This is a genomic window from Pseudomonas sp. R5-89-07, from assembly GCF_003851685.1.
Lineage (GTDB): Bacteria > Pseudomonadota > Gammaproteobacteria > Pseudomonadales > Pseudomonadaceae > Aquipseudomonas.
In genome coordinates, this window is the sequence record NZ_CP027727.1 from 4,823,509 (window position 1) to 4,842,049 (window position 18,541).

Consider the following 18,541-nt stretch of genomic DNA (forward strand, 5'->3'; position numbering starts at 1 on the left):
GCTAAAGATAAGCTGACCGATAGCCCCCTCCCACACTGTTTCAATCACGCCCGCCCACCAGCCATTGCAACTGCACTTCATGCTGGCCACGGTCGTCGGTGACGAAGATAGTGCCTTCGCTGATCATCACATCCCACTTGATCACGCGAGGCATGTCCTGGGCCAGGGTCTCAAGAACTTCCTGGGGTACCGCGGCGATGTGGACGTTTTTCAGGTTGTTGGCCACCGGCACGACCTTGCCTTCCCACACGCGCAGGCTGCCGTACGCCAGCAGGCTGGTACGTTCGGTACGGCGCGAGCACCAGGTCAGGCGGTCTGCATCCGGCTGGCCGACTTCGATCCAGTGCAACACCCGATCATCCAGGCTCTTTTCCCACAGGGCCGGTTCGTCGACATCCGACAAGCCACGGCCGAACGCCAACTGCTCGTTGTACCAGAGGGCGTAGGCCAGCAGGCGCACGGTCATGCGTTCTTCGGTTTCCGAAGGGTGGCGGGCGATGGTCTGTTTAACGCTCTCGTACACCGAACGGTCAAGGTCGGTGAGGTTGAGTTCGAATTTGTAGGTCGTGGACGGCTGGGCCATGAACGGGCTTCTAAAGACAAGGAAAGGCGGCCAGTCTAACCGATGGCGAGGTCATTCAACGAATACTGCGCTGCATCTGGGCGGCTCGCCTATGTTAAAAAGCAGTACGCCACCGTCCCCCGCGTGTAAGGATCCCCATGTCGCTCAATGCCAAACCGCTTGCAGGCCTGAAAGTCATCGAACTGGGCACCTTGATCGCCGGCCCGTTTGCCTCAAGGATCTGCGCTGAATTCGGCGCCGAGGTGATCAAGGTCGAATCCCCGGATGGCGGCGACCCGCTGCGCAAATGGCGCAAGCTGTACGAAGGTACCTCGCTGTGGTGGTTCGTGCAGGCGCGGAACAAGCAGTCGCTGACCCTCAACCTCAAGCACCCCGAGGGCCTGGCGATCCTCAAGCAGTTATTGGCCGACGCTGACATCCTGATCGAAAACTTCCGCCCCGGCGTGCTGGAAAAGCTCGGCCTGAGCTGGGAAACCCTGCACGCACTCAACCCCCGGCTGGTCATGGTGCGCCTCTCGGGCTTCGGCCAGACCGGGCCGATGAAAGACCAGCCGGGCTTTGGTGCGGTGGGCGAGTCCATGGGAGGTTTGCGTTATATCACCGGTTTCGAAGATCGCCCGCCCGTGCGCACCGGGATTTCCATCGGCGACTCGATTGCGGCGCTGTGGGCCGTAATCGGCGCGCTGATGGCGCTGCGTCATCGCGAGGTCAACGGTGGCCTGGGCCAGGTGGTGGATGTGGCGCTGTACGAAGCCATCTTCGCCATGATGGAAAGCATGATCCCCGAGTTCGACGTGTTCGGGTTCATTCGCGAACGCACCGGCAACATCATGCCCGGTATTACCCCCTCCTCGATCCACACCAGCGCCGACGGCAAACATGTACAGATCGGCGCCAACGGCGATGCGATCTTCAAGCGCTTCATGGCCGCCATCGGCCGCGACGACTTGGCGAACGACCCAGCGCTGGCCAGCAATGACGGGCGCGACAGCCGCCGCGACGAGCTGTACGGGGTGATCGACCGCTGGGTCAACGGCTTGCCGCTGGAGCAGGTCATGGCGCAACTGAACGCGGCCCAAGTGCCCGCCAGCCGCATCTACAGTGCCGAAGACATGCTCGGCGATCCGCAATTCCTGGCCCGGGAGATGTTCCTCAGCGCCCGGTTGCCGGGCGGCAAGGATTTTAAAATGCCGGGCATCGTGCCCAAGCTGTCAGACACGCCAGGCAGCTGTGAATGGGTGGGGCCGCAATTGGGCGAGCACAACAGTGTGGTGCTCGGCGCCCTGGGCTATGACGCGCCAGCCATCGCCCGCTTGCGCGCGGATGGCGCGATCTGAGGGCGTGTCGCGCCAAATTCCGGGCAAAAAGAAACCCCGAGGAGTGGGGAGACAACTCGGGGTTAAACGTGATCTACAAAGACCAGTACAACAAGCCACAAACACCGGAGCACAATGTTTGCTCTTGCTGTTACAAACTCTGACCGGCCGTGTTGTAGGAAGTTTCGAAGGATAAATAATTCTTCATGCGCATACCGGGGTTCGTGTCATGGCGGCGTTTCGCAAGGCTGCGATGACCGAGGGCTCGAGTCGACCTTCGGCGATTTTCAAATCGCGCAGCAGGCAATCCACCACATCCACCAGCGCGCGCTTGTCGCTCAGTTGTGCGCGGTTGACTTCGCGCTCGACCATGATGGCGCCACCGGGGTTTTTCACGGTCACCATGCATTCGCCCTGCACACCAGAGGTGGTCAGCGTAACCAGATAAGGGCTCAGTGCTTCTTCAAGCAACAGGCTGATACTTTCCATCTCGATCACCACTCAATAGTTCGGGAACAATCGTTTCAACGGGTGCTGCATCTCTCCTAGTGACTGGTTGTGACGTAGGAAAGTTCGCTTTTTCGTCTCTGTGGGGCCGCAGGGGGTGACGGATTCCAGCATGCGCCTGCAACATGACAACGAAAAAACGGCCGCACATAAGTGCTTACGCAATGGGCTGCTGTTTTGGGGTTCGCCGAGCGCGCAGGCCGGGGGTGAATCCTATACTCGGTGAGCGCTGATCACTCGGCCGTGCGGGTAGAGCGCATGTCATATGGCCCTTATTGCGAAGGATGAAGAGGATGTTGGAACACAATGAACAACAAGCATCGATCGAGAAAATTCACGCGGACATATCACGCATTTATGCCGAACAGCGCAAGTTCAATGCTGAAGTCCACAAGATAACCCGCGAGATCTTCTGGTACCCCGTGGGCATCGCAATAGGCTTTTTTACGGCTGTTGGTACGGTAATGGCGCTGGCGCATAAGCTGCTCACATAAACAATATGACTGCCGGGCCTGCCAGCAACAAAAAACGCCGCTGACCCAGGGAAGGGAAAGCGGCGTTTTTGTCTACGCGGGTGTGCCTTACAGCGGCTTGCCCCGATTGCCGTGCTGGCTGACAAACGCCTGCACCGTCTTCAGATCGTTGGCCAACACCGTGCAACGCTCTTCGCGTTCGAACAGATCGGCCAGGTGCTCCGGCAGCTGCAGGGCTTTGCCGACACCGGCCTTTTCCACTGCTTCCGGGAATTTGACCGGGTGCGCGGTGCCCAGGATTACCATCGGGATATCCAGGCTGCGACGGCACTCGCGGGCGGCCTTCACACCAATGGCAGTGTGCGGGTCCAGCAGCTCGCCGGTCTGGGCATACACCTCGGCGATGGTTTCGCAGGTCTGCGCGTCGTCTACGGCCAGGGAGTCGAACAGCTTGCGGGTTTCGGTCCAGCGCTCTTGCTCGACGCTGAAACCGCCACCTTGCTTGAAGCTGTTCATCAGTTCGGCCAGCGCCGCGCCGTTGCGACCGTGCATGTCGAACAGCAAGCGTTCGAAGTTCGACGAGACCATGATGTCCATTGACGGCGACAGCGTGGCGTGCAGGGTTTCCTTGACGTACTGGTTGCCGCTCATGAAGCGGTGCAGGATGTCGTTGCGGTTGGTCGCGACGATCAACTGGTTGATCGGCAGGCCCATGTTGCGCGCCAGGTAGCCGGCGAAGATGTCGCCGAAGTTGCCGGTCGGCACCGAGAACGACACCGAACGCGCCGGGCCGCCCAGCTGCAGGGAGGCGTGGAAGTAGTAGACGATCTGGGCCATGATCCGCGCCCAGTTGATCGAGTTCACCGCCACCAGGCGCGTGCCCTTGAGGAAGCTCTGGTCGGCGAAGCTGTTCTTGACCATTTCCTGGCAGTCATCGAAGTTGCCTTCGATGGCGATGTTGTGGATGTTCTCACCGAACAGGGTGGTCATCTGGCGACGCTGCACTTCCGACACACGCTTGTGCGGGTGCAGGATGAAGATGTCGACGTTTTCGCAGTGCTTGCACCCTTCGATGGCCGCCGAGCCGGTATCGCCGGACGTAGCGCCGATGATCACCACGCGCTCGCCGCGCTTCTCCAGCACGTAGTCCAGCAGGCGACCGAGCAATTGCAGGGCAAAGTCCTTGAACGCCAGGGTCGGGCCGTGGAACAGCTCAAGCACCCACTCGTTGCCGTTCAACTGGCGCAGCGGGGCAATGGCGCTGTGGGAGAACACGCCGTAGGTTTCTTCCAGGATCTTTTTGAAGTCCGCGTCCGGGATGCTGCCGGTGACGAACGGGCGCATCACCCGGAACGCCAGCTCGTGGTACGGCAGGCCGGCCCAGGAAGCGATTTCTTCCTGGGTGAAGCGTGGCAGGTTTTCCGGCACGTACAGGCCGCCGTCGGTGGCAAGGCCTGCCAGCAGAACGTCTTCGAAATTCAGGGCCGGTGCCTGGCCGCGGGTGCTGATGTAGCGCATAGGGGCAAACCTTCGGTTTGGGCTTCAAGCTTCAAGTGACAAGCTTCAAGTTAAAGCAGATCTGCTTCTACTTGAAGCTTGTAGCTTGGCGCTTGCAGCTGGATTAATTCAAATGTTCGACGCGAATGCGAACGACCGGGCCCACTACGCCCTGCAGCGCTTCCAGGGCGGCGATCGCATCGTTGATATGCTGCTCGAGCACGCGGTGGGTCAGCAGGATCATCGGCACCTGGCCGTTCTGCTCCTCGACTTCCTTCTGCATGATCGACTCGATGTTGATCCCGCGCTCCGACAGGATACTGGCCACCTGGGCCAACACGCCCGGATGATCCTGGGCCTGGATGCGCAGGTAGTAGGCGCTTTCGCAGGCTTCGATCGGGAGGATCGGGTGGGCCGACAGCGAGTCCGGCTGGAAGGCCAGGTGCGGCACACGGTTCTCCGGGTCGCTGGTCATGGCACGAACCACGTCCACCAGGTCGGCGATCACCGAGGAGGCGGTCGGCTCCATGCCGGCACCGGCGCCATAGAACAGGGTGGAACCGGCGGCGTCACCGTTGACCATCACCGCATTCATCACGCCATTGACGTTGGCGATCAGGCGGTCGGCAGGGATCAGCGTCGGGTGCACGCGCAACTCGATACCGGCCGGGGTGCTGCGCGCCACGCCAAGGTGCTTGATGCGGTAGCCCAGGGCTTCGGCGTAGTTCACATCGGCGGTGGTCAGCTTGGTGATGCCTTCGGTGTAGGCCTTGTCGAACTGCAGCGGGATACCAAAGGCGATGGACGCCAGGATGGTCAGCTTGTGAGCCGCGTCAATGCCTTCCACGTCGAAGGTCGGGTCGGCTTCGGCATAACCCAGGGCCTGGGCTTCGGCCAGCACGTCTTCGAAGGTACGGCCCTTTTCGCGCATCTCGGTGAGGATGAAGTTACCGGTGCCGTTGATGATGCCGGCCACCCAATTGATGCGGTTGGCGGACAGGCCTTCGCGAATCGCCTTGATCACCGGAATGCCGCCGGCCACCGCCGCTTCGAACGCCACGATCACGCCCTTCTCACGCGCCTTGGCGAAGATCTCGTTGCCGTGCACCGCGATCAGCGCCTTGTTGGCGGTGACGACGTGCTTGCCGTTCTCAATGGCCTTGAGCACCAGCTCGCGGGCCACGGTGTAGCCACCTACCAGCTCGATGACAATATCGATTTCAGGGTTGGTGGCCACGGCGAACACATCGTTGGTAATTTCAATACCGGTCGTTTCGAACTGAGGCTTTGGCGAACGCGTGGCAATTTGCGCCACTTCAATCCCGCGCCCTGCACGGCGGGAAATTTCTTCAGCGTTACGCTGAAGCACGTTAAAGGTGCCGCCACCGACGGTCCCTAACCCACAGATGCCTACTTTGACCGGTTTCACTGAAGAACTCCCCATGAAACGGCCGACTCGAGGTCGGCCGTGGAACACAGCCGCACAACGGCGGCTCTCAATTAATGACCCGCCGACGGTTCGGCGGGTCATGCTCGTCAAAGGCTCGACGATTAAAGCTTACTTGGCACCCAGTGCCAGTTTGGCAACTTGTGGCGCCGGCTGGTAGCCCGGAATCACCTGGCCGTCGGCCAAAACGATGGCCGGTGTACCGTTCACGCCGATGGACTGGCCCAGGGCGAATTGCTTGGAAACCGGGTTGGCACATTTGGCTGCCTTGATTTCCTTGCCGTCGACCATCTTGTCCATGGCCGCTTTCTTGTCGGCCGAGCACCACACCGCCTGCAACTGCTCATCCCCCGGCGAGCCCAGGCCCTGGCGCGGGAACGCGACGTAGCGTACTTCCACGCCCAGTTTGTTCAGCGCAGGCACTTCGGCGTGCAGCTTGTGGCAGTACGGGCAGGTGGTATCTGTGAACACGGTGATGTGGGTCTTGGTTTCGCCGATGGCCGGGTACACCACGGTTTCAGCCACCGGAATACCGTTGATCAGCTTGGACACGCCCAGGCGTTCGGCTTTCTCGGTCAGGTTGACGGGCTTGCCGTCCTTGAGCTGGAACAGGTAGCCCTGAACGATGTACTGGCCGTCGGCGCTGGCGTACAGCACGCGGCTGCCCTTGAGCTTGACTTCATACAGGCCGGCCATCGGGCTGGCGCTGATGCTTTCGATGGGCGTGTCGAGTTGCAGGTTGACCAGGCTCTTGCGAATGGCCTGCTCGGCCGCATCATCGGCGACAGCAAAGGTGGAAACCAGCGCAATGGCTGCGGCGGCAATAATCTGGGTCAAGCGCATGGGAACTCCTGAAGGCAGATGCAGGGACGGGTGCAGGTACGCCGATTGGAAACTGGGGGCTGTGACCGTCGCCTTTGAACCGGCAAAGCCTACCACAGTTGGGCCGCAGGGCAGCCCGTGGCAGGGTAAATTGGGATTTTTCAGCCGCGCGGGTGGTGCTTGGCGTGCATATCCTGCAAGCGCGCCCGTGCCACGTGGGTGTAAATCTGGGTGGTGGACAAGTCACTGTGCCCGAGCAGCATCTGTACCACACGCAAATCCGCCCCGTGGTTGAGCAAGTGCGTGGCAAATGCATGACGCAGGGTGTGGGGCGACAGCGTCTTGCCGATCCCGGCCACCTTGGCCTGGTGCTTGATGCGGTGCCAGAAGGTCTGCCGGGTCATCTGTTCGCCGCGCAGGCTGGGGAATAGCACATCACTGGGGCGGCCACCAAGCAGTTCGTGGCGCGCATCACGCATGTAACGCTCGACCCACACAATCGCCTCCTCCCCCATGGGCACCAGGCGTTCCTTGCTGCCCTTGCCCATCACCCGCAACACGCCCTGACGCAGGTTGACCTGCTCCAGGGTCAGGCTGATCAACTCGGTCACCCGCAGCCCGCAGGCGTAGAGCACTTCCAGCATGGCGCGGTCGCGCTGGCCGATGGCTTCGCTGAGGTCGGGGGCGGCGAGCAAGGCATCCACGTCGGCTTCCGACAGGGATTTGGGCAGTGGCCGCCCCAGCTGTGGCATGTCGATTTGCAGGGTTGGGTCGACAGCGATGAGTTTTTCCCGCAGCAGGTAGCGATAAAAGCCACGCACGCCGGAGAGAAAGCGCGCCGTGGAGCGCGGTTTGTAGTTCTGCTCCAGGCGCCAGGCCAGGTGATCGAGGATCAGCTCCCGGCCGGCATTGATCAACTCCAGGTTTTTCTCCTGCAACCAACCATTGAACAGCGCCAAGTCGCTGCGATAGGCCTGGCGGGTGTTATCCGACAGGCCCTTTTCCAACCAGAGGGCGTCAAGGAAGCGGTCGATCAGGGGGTGGTCAATGGCGGGCATAGAGGCTCAGGCGAATGAAGGTGATGTGCGACGGATGCTATCGCAGGCAAGCCAGCTCCCACAGGGGGAATGCGCTCCAATGTGGGAGCTGGCTTGCCTGCGCTGGCCACGACTCGGTTTCAGATCAATCCACAAACCCAGGCAGCACCGGCACCGGGCGCTTGTCGGCATCAATTGCCACAAAACTGAACACGCCCTGGATCGCCCGCTCACGGCCATCAGCGCTCATGCTCTCCACAAACACTTCGACTTCTACCTTGAGGCTGGTGTTACCGACTTTGACCACACGGCCGATCAACTCAACGATGGAACCGGCCGGGATCGCATGATTGAAGTCGATGCGGTCGGTGGAGACCGTCACCAGAGGCAATCGGCAGAAGCGCGTGGCGGTGATGAACGACACTTCGTCCATCCACGCCAGCGCTGTGCCGCCGAACAAGGTGTTGTGGTGGTTGGTGGTCGGCGGAAACACCGCCTTGGTCACGTGAGTCACGGACAGGTCGGTGCGGCGCTGGATTTCTTCGAGGCGGGTGGTCATGGACAAATACCGGGCATTGGGCAAATTTCAGGCACAAAAAAGCAGCCCGTAGGCTGCTTCTTTCTGCATCGGGAAGCTGGACTTAAGCCAGTTTTTCCTTGATGCGAGCTGCTTTACCGGACAGGTCACGCAGGTAGTACAGCTTGGCTTTGCGTACGTCACCGCGACGTTTCACAGCCATGCTGTCGATTTGCGGGCTGTAGGTCTGGAAAGTACGCTCTACGCCAACACCGTTGGAGATTTTACGAACAGTGAAAGCACTGTTCACACCACGGTTACGCTTGGCGATTACCACGCCTTCGAACGCTTGCAGACGCGAACGGTCGCCTTCCTTCACTTTCACCTGAACGACAATGGTGTCGCCCGGGGCAAAGGTAGGGATCTCTTTGGTCATCTGCTCTGCTTCGAGTGCAAGGATGATTTTGTTAGTCATGCTGTGCTCCTAAGGTAAGTCAATGGACCTACCATCGATACGTTGTTAACTATCGTCCCGCGCGAGGATGTATTCCTCGAGCAGCTTCTTCTCTTCTCCAGAAAGCGAGCGGCTTTCCAGAAGATCGGCGCGTCGTTCATAGGTCCGACCAAGGGACTGCTGTAAACGCCAACGCCGGATGTGTGCGTGATTGCCACTTAGCAATACGTCGGGAACACGCTGATCCGCATACACCTCCGGACGGGTGTAGTGCGGGCAATCCAGCAAACCATCCGTGAAGGAATCTTCCTCCGCGGAGTCCGCATGCCCTAAAGCTCCAGGCAGCAGTCGTGTAACCGCATCTATCAGGACCATCGCCGGCAGCTCGCCGCCAGACAGGACATAGTCCCCAATCGACCACTCTTCATCGACATGAGCTTCAATAAAACGCTCGTCAATGCCTTCATAGCGACCGGCAATCAGGATTAATGCTTCCTCATTCGCCATGTCGCGTACCGCAGCCTGTTTCAGCTGACGGCCTTGAGGGGACAGGTAAATCACCTTCGCCTTCTCCCCGGCGGCGGCCTTGGCCTCAACCAACGCGTCTTCCAGGGGCTTGATCTTCATCACCATGCCCGGGCCACCGCCAAATGGGCGATCGTCCACAGTGTGATGTCGATCCGTCGTGTAGTCTCGCGGGTTCCAACAGGTGAGCTGCAACAGCCCCTGTTTCACCGCCCGACTGGTGATGCCGTACTCGCTGATGGCGGAAAACATCTCAGGAAACAAACTGATCACTTCAATGCGCAAATTAGCCACGCTTAGAAGTCCGCGTCCCATTCCACCTTCATCTCGCCCGCTGCCAGGTCGACGGCCAACACGCACTGCCCGGTATAGGGCAACAGGCGTTCGCGATCATCCAGGCTGCCAGCGCAAGGCTTGACCACCATTACATCATTGGCGCCGGTTTCCAGAAGATGATCGATTTTCCCGAGCAGCTGCCCCAGTTGATCAATAACCTTCAGACCTTCCAGCTGGTACCAGTAGTACTCGCCGTCGGTCAATTCAGGGAACAGGTTGCGCGGCACGCAGATCTCATAACCAGCCAGAAGACGAGCTTCTTCACGATCATCAAGACCCTTGAGCTTTGCGACCAGGAACTTGTCGCTCCCGCGTCCACTGACCAGCTCGACCTGTTTCACGCTACCTTCGCGCTTGAGCGTCCAGGTTTTGTACTGCAACAGGTTCTCAGTCGGATCAGTAAAGGAATACACCTTCACTTCGCCGCGAACGCCATGAACAGAGTAAATCTTGCCGATAACGATCAAATCATCAGCAACGGTTGGCGTCGCGTTCATATTGCTCAGGCTGCGGCCTTAGCCGAGTCCTTCAACAACTTGGCAACACGCTCAGAAGGCTGTGCACCAACGCTCAGCCAGTAGGCTACGCGCTCCTGGTTCACGGACAGGCGGACTTCTTGACCACGAGCGATCGGGTTGAAGAAGCCAACTTGTTCCTTGTGAGAGCCGTCACGTGGGTTGCGGCTGTCAGTTACGGTCAAGTGGTAAAACGGGCGCTTTTTGGAGCCGCCAAGGGCAAGACGGATTGTTAGCATGTGAACATCGTTCCTGTAGTCGGTGCTGCAAATCTAAATGCACAGCGGGCATAGGTGCCCGAAAGGCCGCATATTCTAAGGAATATCCGGACTTTTGCAAATGTCTTTTTCTGGCGCCTATCAGCGTGCCACTCAGATCTGCTATAGAGCCGTCGGTTAAAACGGCAGGTCAGCGCCCGCCAACGGCGGGTTTGCTGGAGATCCCACATCCCTGTGGGTCGGAGCACAAGCTGGGCTTGCGCTCGAATACTTTACATTTTCGGCATGCCGCCGCCGGGCAACATACCGCCCATGCCGCGCATCATCTTGGCCATACCGCCCTTGGCGGAGAATTTTTTCATCATCTTCTGCATCTGCTTGTGCTGCTTGATCAAGCGACCGATGTCCTGCACCTGGGTGCCGGAACCCATGGCGATCCGGCGCTTGCGCGAACCGCTGATCAGCTCAGGGTCGCGGCGCTCGGCCGGGGTCATAGAGTTGATGATGGCTTCCATCTGCTTGAACTGCTTCTCTGCCGCGCCCTGGGCGTTACCCATTTGCGCCAGGTTCACACCGCCGATGTTCGGCAGCTTGTCCATCAGGCCGCCAAGGCCGCCCATGTTCTTCATTTGCTGCAGCTGGTCACGGAAGTCTTCGAGATCGAAGCCCTTGCCCTTCTTCAGCTTTTTGGCCAGCTTGTCGGCCTTGTCTTTATCGAGCGTGGCTTCGGCCTGCTCGATCAGGCTGAGCACGTCGCCCATGCCGAGGATGCGCGAGGCGATACGCTCCGGGTGGAACGGCTCGAGCGCTTCGCTCTTCTCGCCCATACCGATGAACTTGATCGGCTTGCCGGTGATGGCACGCACCGACAGCGCGGCACCACCACGGGCGTCGCCGTCGACCTTGGTCAGGATCACGCCGGTCAGCGGCAGTGCATCACCGAAGGCCTTGGCGGTATTCGCCGCATCCTGGCCGGTCATGGCGTCGACCACGAACAGCGTCTCGACCGGGTTGATCGCGGCATGCAGCGCCTTGATCTCGCCCATCATCTCTTCGTCGATGTGCAGACGACCGGCGGTATCGACGATGACCACGTCGATGAATTTCAGCCTGGCTTCTTTAATAGCCGCGTTGGCGATATCGACCGGCTTCTGGCTCAGGTCCGACGGAAAGAAGGTCACGCCCACTTCGCCGGCGAGCATTTCCAGCTGCTTGATAGCGGCCGGGCGGTAAACGTCGGCCGACACCACCATCACCGACTTCTTCTTGCGCTCTTTAAGAAAGCGCGCCAGCTTGCCGGCGGTGGTGGTCTTACCCGCACCTTGCAGGCCGGCCATCAGTACGACGGCCGGTGGCACGGCGCTCAGGTTCAGGTCTTCGTTGGCCGCGCCCATCAGGCTTTCGAGCTCGGCCTGGACGATCTTCACGAACGCCTGGCCCGGGGTCAGGCTGCGCGACACTTCAGTGCCGACCGCACGTTCCTTGACCGAGTTGACGAAGTCCTTCACCACCGGCAAAGCCACGTCGGCTTCCAGCAACGCCATGCGCACTTCACGCAGGGTGTCTTTAATATTGTCCTCGGTCAGCTTGGCCTTGCCGGTTACGTGGCGCAGCGTCTGCGAGAGACGGTCAGTCAAGTTTTCAAACATGCGCGATCCTTTCAGGCCCTATTCAACGAAATGCATTGGTAGACCGAGGTAATGGCAGCCCAGGCTGTGGTAAATCGCTATTAAAAACAGCGCTCGGCGAGCCTGCGGCGTGGGCAGGTCGCGGATTATAGCGAAGACTGCGCCCGTGCACACCCGCTGTCTGGCCCGGGAGTCTTTCGTGCAACGCGGGTGTGTGCCAAACTCAGCGCCTTTCGGGCTTGTCTATCAGGATTTATGCTCCCCTTGTCACCCAGTTTGCTACCCAGCCTCGCCGCCGCCATTTTGTATGCCGCTGCGACCCTCTATCAGGGCACTCGTCTGGCCCAAGGCGCCAAAGCGGACAAGCGTCTGCTGACAGGCCTTGGCGTGCTCGCCCTGCTGGCCCATGCCGCCAGCCTGTTTACCCACCTGATGACCCCGGTCGGCCTGGGCCTGGATTTTTTCAGCGCCGCCAGCCTGATCGCCGCCGCCGTGATCGCGCTGACGCTGCTGGCGTGCTACCGGATTCCGGTCGAGAACCTGCTTGTTTTGCTGTTCCCGCTGGGCATGCTCACGGTGCTGCTGGCGCAATTCGCGCCCACCGGCACCGTCCAGGTGATCGATGAAGAGCCGGGCATCCTTGCGCACATCCTGCTGTCGATCCTTGCCTACGGCATGTTCACCATCGCGGTGTTCCAATCGCTGCTGGTGCTGTTGCAAGACCATCAGCTCAAGCACAAGCACCCGTCCGGGCTGATCAAGAACTTCCCGCCGCTGCAAACCATGGAAAGCCTGTTGTTCGGCTTTTTATGGGCCGGCTGGACCTTGTTGTCGCTGTCGCTGATTTCCGGCTGGCTGTTCGTCGAGAACCTGTTCGCCCAGCATCTGGTGCATAAAACGCTGTTGGCCTGCCTGGCCTGGGTGGTGTTCAGCGTATTGCTGTGGGGCCGCAACCGCCTCGGCTGGCGCGGGCACAAGGCCATCCGCTGGACCCTGGCCGGTTTCTGCCTGCTGATGCTGGCCTATTTCGGCAGCAAGCTGGTTCGCGAATACATCCTGCATATCTGACGGGCGGCGATCATGGACAACTTGCCCCTGGGGCCGATGCTCGCCGTAATTGCCCTGCTGACTTTATGGGCAGCGCTGTTTACCGCCATCGAAGCCGCGCAGCAACACCTGCTGGCCCTGCGCCCCGGCACCCGCCAGGGCGACAAGGCTGCCGCACGCCTGAGCTTTCCGCGCCACAGCCTGATCCTGTGCAACAGCCTGTGTCGCGCAGCCGTTGTGATTCTGTGCACGCTGCTGGCGATCTACGCCTGGGCGCAAAACGGGCCGTGGCTCGGCTGGCTGATCTCCTGCGCCTTGCTGCTGATCCTCGCCGACTACCTGCCCCGCGCCCTGGCGACTCGCTATCCGCAGGCCATACTGGGTTTTGGTAACACTCTGCTGGGCGTGCCGCTGAAGATCCTCTACCCCGCGGCCTGGTTGCTCAATGGCATCAGCCTGCTATTGCTGCGCCCGTTCGCGCGCAAGCTGGGCGTGGTGAAAAAGAGCGACGAACCGTCCTCCGATCACGACGATGAACCACCCCATGACGCCGACGAAGAGCGTCTGCCCGGCATGCCTGGCATCCATGCCCTGGACAACATCACCGTCAACGACATCCTGGTGCCGCGCAGCGAAGTGGACGGCATCAACCTGGATGACCCGATTGAAGAGATCATCGAGCAACTGCGCACCTCCCAGCGCACGCGGCTGCCGGTGTTCCACAGCGATATCAACCAGGTTGAAGCGGTACTCAATACGCGGCAGATCCAGCATCTGCTCCCCGACGCCAGCCTGACCAAGGAAGCGCTGCTGGCCGCCTGTCACGACCCCTACTTCGTGCCGGAAAGCACGCCTTTGCAGCTGCAGTTGCTGAACTTCCACAAACAGCAGCGCCGCCTGGGCATGGTGGTGGACGAATACGGCGAAGTGCTGGGCATCGTTACCCTGGAAGACATCCTGGAAGAAATCGTCGGCGAATTCGAAAGCGATCAGGCTGTGGATAATCCCCATATCGAAGCCCAGCCCGATGGCCGCTACATCATCGACGGCGCAGCCTCGATCCGCGAGCTGAACAAAAGCCTGGGCTGGCACCTGCCCAGCGACGGCCCCAAGACCCTCAATGGCCTGGTGACCGAAGCGCTGGAGACCATTCCGGACTGCGCTGTATGCCTGAAAATTGGGCGCTACCGCCTGGAAATCCTCGAAACCGAGGACAACCGGGTGAGCAAGGTGCTGATCTGGCATACCAGCCATGTGCTCGTTGCCGCTTAACCTCCTGACACCCAGCAATTCAATGTGGGAGGGGGCTTGCCCCCGATGGCGGTGTGTCAGTCTGCTCATCTATAACTGATCTACCGCTATCGGGGGCAAGCCCCCTCCCACATTTGGAATTGCGGCGCTCCAGCCACTTGTTGTATTTCCATACCCCTTCCTATAATCCCAGCGGCTTACCCAAGCCCTGCCCGACCGCGTGCTACCCGCACCCAGCGTGTCCAGGCACCGCGTCACCATGTCCGAGCGGTGTTTGCTCCCATCCCGAGCCACCCCGCGCACAACCCTGATCCATGGGTGTTCGACCAATAATAATCCGCGTCCAAACGCGCAATGACCGTCAGGGATACCTTCATGAGCACCACGTATAACGAGGCCGCAACCGCCGCCCCGACCAACTCGACGGCCCGCGTGGCGACCGCGAGCATCGTCGGCACCGCCATCGAGTTCTACGATTTCTATATCTACGCCACGGCTGCTGCGCTGGTCATCGGCCCGGTGTTCTTTCCGCAGACGTCCGGCACCGCGCAGATGCTGGCGTCGTTCCTGACCTTCGGCATCGCCTTTATCGCGCGCCCACTGGGTTCGGCACTGTTCGGACACTTCGGCGACCGCATCGGCCGCAAGTCGACGCTGGTGGCCTCCCTGCTGTTGATGGGCGTGTGTACCACCCTGATCGGCCTGCTGCCCGGCTACGACAGCATTGGTGCCTGGGCTCCGATTCTGTTGTGTGTATTGCGCTTCGGCCAGGGCCTGGGGCTGGGCGGCGAATGGGGCGGCGCGGCATTGCTGGCCACCGAGAACGCCCCCAAAGGCAAGCGCGCCTGGTTCGGCATGTTCCCGCAATTGGGCCCCTCGATTGGGTTCCTGGCGGCCAACGGCTTGTTCCTGATCCTGGCCATGAGCCTGAACGACGAGCAGTTCCGCAGCTGGGGCTGGCGCATTCCGTTCATCCTCAGCGCGGCGCTGGTGATGGTGGGCCTGTACGCACGGCTCAAGCTGCACGAGACGCCGGTGTTCGCCAACGCCGTGGCCCACGAAAAACCGGTGAAGGTGCCGCTGGTGGAACTGTTCAGCCAACATTGGCTGCCGGTGCTGCTGGGCGCCGCGTCGATGGTGGTGTGCTATGCGCTGTTCTATATCACTACGGCGTTTTCCCTGAGCTACGGGGTGTCGACCCTCGGCTACAGCCGTGAAACCTTCCTCGGCCTGTTGTGCTTCGCGGTGCTGTTCATGGGCCTGGCGACGCCACTGGCGGCGCTGGCCAGTGACCGCTACGGGCGCAAGCCGGTGCTGATTGTCGGCGCGGTCTTGGCAATCCTGTCGGGCTTTACCATGGAGCCGCTGCTGACCCACGGTTCAACCTGGGCCGTGGCGCTGTTTTTGGCGCTGGAGTTGTTCCTGATGGGCGTGACCTTCGCGCCGATGGGTGCGCTGCTGCCGGAATTGTTCCCGACCCGCGTGCGTTATACCGGTGCTTCGGCGGCGTATAACCTGGGCGGCATTGTGGGGGCCTCGGCGGCGCCGTTCTTCGCGACCAAGCTGGTGGCGATGGGCGGGTTGAGTTATGTCGGCGGGTATGTGTCGGCGGCGGCGTTGCTGAGTTTGATTGCTGTGCTGTGCCTGAAAGAGACGCGGGATAATGATTTGAACAGGGTGGCCTGATAGCCGCTATCGGGGGCAAGCCCCCCTCCCACACTTTGAACTGTGAATACTTTCAAATGTGGGAGGGGGCTTGCCCCCGATGCTTTTACAGCTCTACCACAACAGCCTGGGAAGCACGGGTCGCCTTGGCCCGAGCCGCTTCAATCGTCTCATCCCGCGCCAATGCCACGCCCATGCGGCGCTGACCATTCACTTCTGGCTTGCCAAACAGACGCAACGCCGTGTCCGGCTCGCTCAACGCGGCGCCCAGGTTGGCGAACGCCGTCTGGGTCGACTGCCCTTCCACCAGAATCACCGCCGACGCCGACGGCCCGAACTGACGAATCAATGGAATCGGCAGGCCGAGGATGGCGCGCGCGTGCAGGGCGAACTGCGACAAGTCCTGGGAAATCAGGGTCACAAGGCCCGTGTCATGCGGGCGCGGCGACACTTCGCTGAACCATACTTGATCGCCCTTGATGAACAGCTCCACGCCAAACAGGCCACGACCACCCAGGGCCTCGGTCACCGCTTTGGCGACGCGCTCGGATTCGGCCAGGGCAATCGGGCTCATGGCCTGGGGCTGCCAGGATTCCTGGTAGTCGCCCTTTTCCTGACGGTGACCGACCGGCGCACAGAAGGTGGTGCCGCCGATGTGGCGCACGGTCAGCAGGGTGATTTCGTAGTCGAAGTCGATAAAGCCTTCGATGATCACCCGGCCCTTGCCGGCGCGCCCGCCTTCCTGGGCGTAATCCCAGGCTTTGCGCACGTCATCGGCGCTGCGCAGCAGGCTCTGGCCCTTGCCCGAGGAACTCATCACCGGCTTGACCACGCAGGGGAAGCCCAGGTCTTGCACGGCCTTGCTGTAGTCTTCGAAGGTGTCGGCGAAGTGGTACGGCGAGGTCGGCAGGTCCAGCTCTTCGGCGGCCAGGCGGCGGATGCCTTCACGGTTCATGGTCAGCGAGGTGGCCCGCGCGGTCGGGATCACGGTGAAGCCTTCGGCTTCCAGCTCCACCAGGGTGGCGGTGGCGATGGCTTCGATTTCCGGCACGATGAAGTGCGGCTTCTCCGCCTCGATCACGGCGCGCAACGCGGCGCCATCGAGCATGTTGATCACATGGCTACGGTGCGCAACCTGCATGGCCGGCGCGTTGGCGTAGCGATCCACGGCAATCACTTCAACGCCCAGGCGTTGCAGTTCGATTACCACTTCCTTGCCCAGCTCACCGCAGCCACACAGCAAAACGCGGGTCGCGGTTGGCGACAATGGAGTTCCGATTCGGGTCATCTCAGGTCCTCAGGGGAGCGGATCAGGGGGAGAAAGGCCGGCATTTTACATGAACTGCAAAAATTGGCCTCAGTTGGCGATGGCGCGCCGGCGGATGCGCCAGGCCATGACCAGCCACACCACGGTGACACCGGCGAATTTCGACACCAGCGCAGTGCCCGCCACGGCCGGCGTCAGCGCACCGATCAGGCCGAAAAAGATAAAGGTATCCAGGGGAATGCTCAGCGCCGAACTTATCCACAGGCGATCGTGCAGCGGGCGCCGGGTGATGCTGAACACCAGCCAGTCGATGCATTCGGACACCGCAAAGGCCGTGGCGCTGGCCAGGGCGATGGACGGGTCGGAAGTGATATACGACAGCACCAGCGCCGCCAGCATGGCGATGATCGCGCCGTGACCGAAGCGGGTTTGCACCATGTCGCGCAGGATGAATACCAGGCCGCCCCAGGCAGACCAGATGACGTCCAGGTGGGGGGCGGTGGAAAAGGCGAAGTTGATCAGCACGACGCTGCTGATGTAGGCGATCAGGAAAAACATGGAGGATGGACCTGTGGGTAAGATTTGGAAATGTGTTGTCTGGGAGGGCCTCATCGGGGGCAAGCCCCCTCCCACTTGAATGTGTTCACAGATCAACATGTGGGAGGGGGCTTGCCCCCGATAGCAATCGATCAGCCACCCGAGCGCTTGGGCGTCATCCACACCAACCCACTCGCCACCGCCCGCTCATGACACAACCCCAACACCACCCGACGCTCGGCGTTGTCCATGCGGCTCCAGCGCGTAATCTCCTCCACGGTACGCTGGCACCCGGTGCAGATATCGTCATCATCCAGCGCGCAAATGCTCACGCAAGGCGAGGCAACGGGGCGTTCAACCGCACTCATTCTGCCTGCTCGACCAGGTCCCGCGCGTACCGCTGCGCGTTATGCACATAGTGCGCGGCGCTGGCTTCCAGCATGCGCTTCTGCGCTTCGGTCAGCTCGCGCACCACCTTGCCCGGCGAGCCCATCACCAGCGAGCCGTCGGGAATTTCCTTGCCTTCGCCGATCAGCGAGTTGGCGCCGATGATGCAATGCTTGCCGATCTTGGCGCCATTGAGGATCACCGCATTGATGCCGATCAGGCTGTAGTCGTCGACGGTGCAGCCATGCAGCATGGCGTTATGGCCGATGGTCACGCCGGTGCCGAGGGTCAGTGGGTAGCCCATGTCGGTGTGCATCACGCTGCCGTCCTGCACGTTGCTGTTCTTGCCGATCAGGATCAGCTCGTTGTCGCCACGCAACACCGCGTTGAACCACACGTTGGCGCCCTCCTCCAGCTTTACCTTGCCCACCAGCGTGGCATTGGGTGCCACCCAGCTGTGTGGATGGGTCTCGACGCTGGCATCGCCCAGGCGGTATTTCATGGTTTTCCCT

21 protein-coding genes are annotated in these 18,541 nt (G+C 60.9%); 5 read left to right on the forward strand and 16 right to left on the reverse strand.

From position 1 onward, the window contains the following. Positions 1-40: 40 nt before the first annotated feature. Complete coding sequence (locus C4J94_RS22035) at positions 41-583, reverse strand: YaeQ family protein (RefSeq protein WP_124388056.1); 543 nt, start codon at positions 581-583, stop codon at positions 41-43. Positions 584-720: 137 nt separating this feature from the next. Between C4J94_RS22035 and C4J94_RS22040 the strand changes: the two genes are divergently transcribed. After that, positions 721-1,920, forward strand: coding sequence for a CaiB/BaiF CoA-transferase family protein (locus C4J94_RS22040; protein ID WP_124388057.1), 1,200 nt, complete (start codon positions 721-723; stop codon positions 1,918-1,920). Positions 1,921-2,103: 183 nt separating this feature from the next. Here C4J94_RS22040 and C4J94_RS22045 read toward each other — a convergent pair whose 3' ends face one another. Beyond that, on the reverse strand, positions 2,104-2,388 hold the full coding sequence (locus tag C4J94_RS22045; RefSeq protein WP_124388058.1) for a DUF3509 domain-containing protein: 285 nt from the start codon (positions 2,386-2,388) through the stop codon (positions 2,104-2,106). Between the two features lie 311 nt (positions 2,389-2,699). On the opposite strand from C4J94_RS22045, the gene C4J94_RS22050 reads away from it, so the two are divergent. Next, complete coding sequence (locus C4J94_RS22050; protein WP_057723913.1) at positions 2,700-2,900, forward strand: hypothetical protein; 201 nt, start codon at positions 2,700-2,702, stop codon at positions 2,898-2,900. Between the two features lie 87 nt (positions 2,901-2,987). Here C4J94_RS22050 and thrC read toward each other — a convergent pair whose 3' ends face one another. From thrC to ffh, 10 genes are all read right to left on the reverse strand, one after another. After that, positions 2,988-4,397, reverse strand: a complete 1,410-nt coding sequence (gene thrC / locus C4J94_RS22055) for a threonine synthase (RefSeq protein WP_124388059.1) — start codon at positions 4,395-4,397, stop codon at positions 2,988-2,990. 103 nt (positions 4,398-4,500) lie between these two features. Further along, positions 4,501-5,805 (reverse strand): homoserine dehydrogenase, encoded by a 1,305-nt coding sequence (locus C4J94_RS22060; RefSeq protein WP_124388060.1) that lies wholly within the window; start codon positions 5,803-5,805, stop codon positions 4,501-4,503. A gap of 129 nt (positions 5,806-5,934) precedes the next feature. Continuing rightward, positions 5,935-6,666, reverse strand: coding sequence for a thioredoxin fold domain-containing protein (locus C4J94_RS22065; protein WP_057723916.1), 732 nt, complete (start codon positions 6,664-6,666; stop codon positions 5,935-5,937). 140 nt (positions 6,667-6,806) lie between these two features. After that, the gene (gene xerD, locus C4J94_RS22070) at positions 6,807-7,703 is read right to left on the reverse strand and encodes a site-specific tyrosine recombinase XerD (RefSeq protein WP_124388061.1); all 897 of its coding nucleotides are present in this window, start codon (positions 7,701-7,703) and stop codon (positions 6,807-6,809) included. Between the two features lie 124 nt (positions 7,704-7,827). Beyond that, on the reverse strand, positions 7,828-8,241 hold the full coding sequence (locus C4J94_RS22075; protein WP_124388062.1) for an acyl-CoA thioesterase: 414 nt from the start codon (positions 8,239-8,241) through the stop codon (positions 7,828-7,830). 82 nt (positions 8,242-8,323) lie between these two features. Continuing rightward, positions 8,324-8,674 carry a 50S ribosomal protein L19 gene (gene rplS / locus C4J94_RS22080; RefSeq protein ID WP_003175895.1) on the reverse strand — a complete coding sequence of 117 codons (351 nt, stop codon included), beginning with the start codon at positions 8,672-8,674 and terminating at the stop codon, positions 8,324-8,326. A gap of 45 nt (positions 8,675-8,719) precedes the next feature. Further along, a complete protein-coding gene (gene trmD, locus C4J94_RS22085) occupies positions 8,720-9,493 on the reverse strand; it encodes a tRNA (guanosine(37)-N1)-methyltransferase TrmD (RefSeq protein WP_174562741.1) in 774 nt (257 codons plus the stop codon). Beyond that, positions 9,475-10,011 (reverse strand): ribosome maturation factor RimM, encoded by a 537-nt coding sequence (rimM, locus tag C4J94_RS22090; RefSeq protein WP_057723919.1) that lies wholly within the window; start codon positions 10,009-10,011, stop codon positions 9,475-9,477. The genes trmD and rimM overlap by 19 nt, the downstream gene beginning before the upstream one ends. Positions 10,012-10,016: 5 nt before the next feature. Beyond that, complete coding sequence (gene rpsP, locus C4J94_RS22095) at positions 10,017-10,268, reverse strand: 30S ribosomal protein S16 (RefSeq protein ID WP_003238923.1); 252 nt, start codon at positions 10,266-10,268, stop codon at positions 10,017-10,019. Between the two features lie 251 nt (positions 10,269-10,519). Continuing rightward, positions 10,520-11,896: a signal recognition particle protein gene (gene ffh / locus C4J94_RS22100; RefSeq protein WP_003175900.1), complete on the reverse strand. Its 1,377-nt coding sequence runs from the start codon at positions 11,894-11,896 to the stop codon at positions 10,520-10,522. Positions 11,897-12,130: 234 nt separating this feature from the next. Here ffh and C4J94_RS22105 point away from each other — a divergent pair, with 234 nt between their 5' ends. From C4J94_RS22105 to C4J94_RS22115, 3 genes are all read left to right on the forward strand, one after another. Beyond that, positions 12,131-12,943, forward strand: a complete 813-nt coding sequence (locus tag C4J94_RS22105; RefSeq protein ID WP_124388063.1) for an inner membrane protein YpjD — start codon at positions 12,131-12,133, stop codon at positions 12,941-12,943. 12 nt (positions 12,944-12,955) lie between these two features. Beyond that, the gene (locus tag C4J94_RS22110) at positions 12,956-14,194 is read left to right on the forward strand and encodes a transporter associated domain-containing protein (RefSeq protein ID WP_124388064.1); all 1,239 of its coding nucleotides are present in this window, start codon (positions 12,956-12,958) and stop codon (positions 14,192-14,194) included. A gap of 354 nt (positions 14,195-14,548) precedes the next feature. Beyond that, a complete protein-coding gene (locus C4J94_RS22115; protein ID WP_124388065.1) occupies positions 14,549-15,859 on the forward strand; it encodes an MFS transporter in 1,311 nt (436 codons plus the stop codon). An 85-nt stretch (positions 15,860-15,944) separates the two neighbouring features. Here C4J94_RS22115 and purT read toward each other — a convergent pair whose 3' ends face one another. From purT to C4J94_RS22135, 4 genes are all read right to left on the reverse strand, one after another. After that, entirely contained in the window at positions 15,945-17,126 is a 1,182-nt protein-coding gene (gene purT, locus C4J94_RS22120; RefSeq protein WP_124388066.1) for a formate-dependent phosphoribosylglycinamide formyltransferase, read from the reverse strand. A 69-nt stretch (positions 17,127-17,195) separates the two neighbouring features. Then, a complete protein-coding gene (locus C4J94_RS22125; protein WP_124388067.1) occupies positions 17,196-17,663 on the reverse strand; it encodes a preQ0 transporter in 468 nt (155 codons plus the stop codon). 131 nt (positions 17,664-17,794) lie between these two features. Beyond that, entirely contained in the window at positions 17,795-18,010 is a 216-nt protein-coding gene (locus tag C4J94_RS22130) for a DUF1289 domain-containing protein (protein WP_124388068.1), read from the reverse strand. After that, complete coding sequence (locus tag C4J94_RS22135) at positions 18,007-18,531, reverse strand: gamma carbonic anhydrase family protein (RefSeq protein ID WP_124388069.1); 525 nt, start codon at positions 18,529-18,531, stop codon at positions 18,007-18,009. Before C4J94_RS22135 ends, C4J94_RS22130 begins: the two co-directional genes overlap by 4 nt. Between the last annotated feature and the right edge of the window lie 10 nt (positions 18,532-18,541).

Excerpts from the sequence above, each read along its gene's own strand:
- C4J94_RS22035 (WP_124388056.1), bottom strand. The coding sequence starts at position 583 with ATGGCCCAGCCGTCCACGACCTACAAATTCGAACTCAACCTCACCGAC.
- C4J94_RS22040 (WP_124388057.1), top strand. The coding sequence starts at position 721 with ATGTCGCTCAATGCCAAACCGCTTGCAGGCCTGAAAGTCATCGAACTG.
- C4J94_RS22045 (WP_124388058.1), bottom strand. The coding sequence starts at position 2,388 with ATGGAAAGTATCAGCCTGTTGCTTGAAGAAGCACTGAGCCCTTATCTG.
- C4J94_RS22050 (WP_057723913.1), top strand. The coding sequence starts at position 2,700 with ATGTTGGAACACAATGAACAACAAGCATCGATCGAGAAAATTCACGCG.
- thrC (WP_124388059.1), bottom strand. The coding sequence starts at position 4,397 with ATGCGCTACATCAGCACCCGCGGCCAGGCACCGGCCCTGAATTTCGAA.
- C4J94_RS22065 (WP_057723916.1), bottom strand. The coding sequence starts at position 6,666 with ATGCGCTTGACCCAGATTATTGCCGCCGCAGCCATTGCGCTGGTTTCC.
- xerD (WP_124388061.1), bottom strand. The coding sequence starts at position 7,703 with ATGCCCGCCATTGACCACCCCCTGATCGACCGCTTCCTTGACGCCCTC.
- C4J94_RS22075 (WP_124388062.1), bottom strand. The coding sequence starts at position 8,241 with ATGACCACCCGCCTCGAAGAAATCCAGCGCCGCACCGACCTGTCCGTG.
- rplS (WP_003175895.1), bottom strand. The coding sequence starts at position 8,674 with ATGACTAACAAAATCATCCTTGCACTCGAAGCAGAGCAGATGACCAAA.
- trmD (WP_174562741.1), bottom strand. The coding sequence starts at position 9,493 with ATGGGACGCGGACTTCTAAGCGTGGCTAATTTGCGCATTGAAGTGATC.
- rimM (WP_057723919.1), bottom strand. The coding sequence starts at position 10,011 with ATGAACGCGACGCCAACCGTTGCTGATGATTTGATCGTTATCGGCAAG.
- rpsP (WP_003238923.1), bottom strand. The coding sequence starts at position 10,268 with ATGCTAACAATCCGTCTTGCCCTTGGCGGCTCCAAAAAGCGCCCGTTT.
- ffh (WP_003175900.1), bottom strand. The coding sequence starts at position 11,896 with ATGTTTGAAAACTTGACTGACCGTCTCTCGCAGACGCTGCGCCACGTA.
- C4J94_RS22105 (WP_124388063.1), top strand. The coding sequence starts at position 12,131 with ATGCTCCCCTTGTCACCCAGTTTGCTACCCAGCCTCGCCGCCGCCATT.
- C4J94_RS22110 (WP_124388064.1), top strand. The coding sequence starts at position 12,956 with ATGGACAACTTGCCCCTGGGGCCGATGCTCGCCGTAATTGCCCTGCTG.
- C4J94_RS22115 (WP_124388065.1), top strand. The coding sequence starts at position 14,549 with ATGAGCACCACGTATAACGAGGCCGCAACCGCCGCCCCGACCAACTCG.
- purT (WP_124388066.1), bottom strand. The coding sequence starts at position 17,126 with ATGACCCGAATCGGAACTCCATTGTCGCCAACCGCGACCCGCGTTTTG.
- C4J94_RS22125 (WP_124388067.1), bottom strand. The coding sequence starts at position 17,663 with ATGTTTTTCCTGATCGCCTACATCAGCAGCGTCGTGCTGATCAACTTC.
- C4J94_RS22130 (WP_124388068.1), bottom strand. The coding sequence starts at position 18,010 with ATGAGTGCGGTTGAACGCCCCGTTGCCTCGCCTTGCGTGAGCATTTGC.
- C4J94_RS22135 (WP_124388069.1), bottom strand. The coding sequence starts at position 18,531 with ATGAAATACCGCCTGGGCGATGCCAGCGTCGAGACCCATCCACACAGC.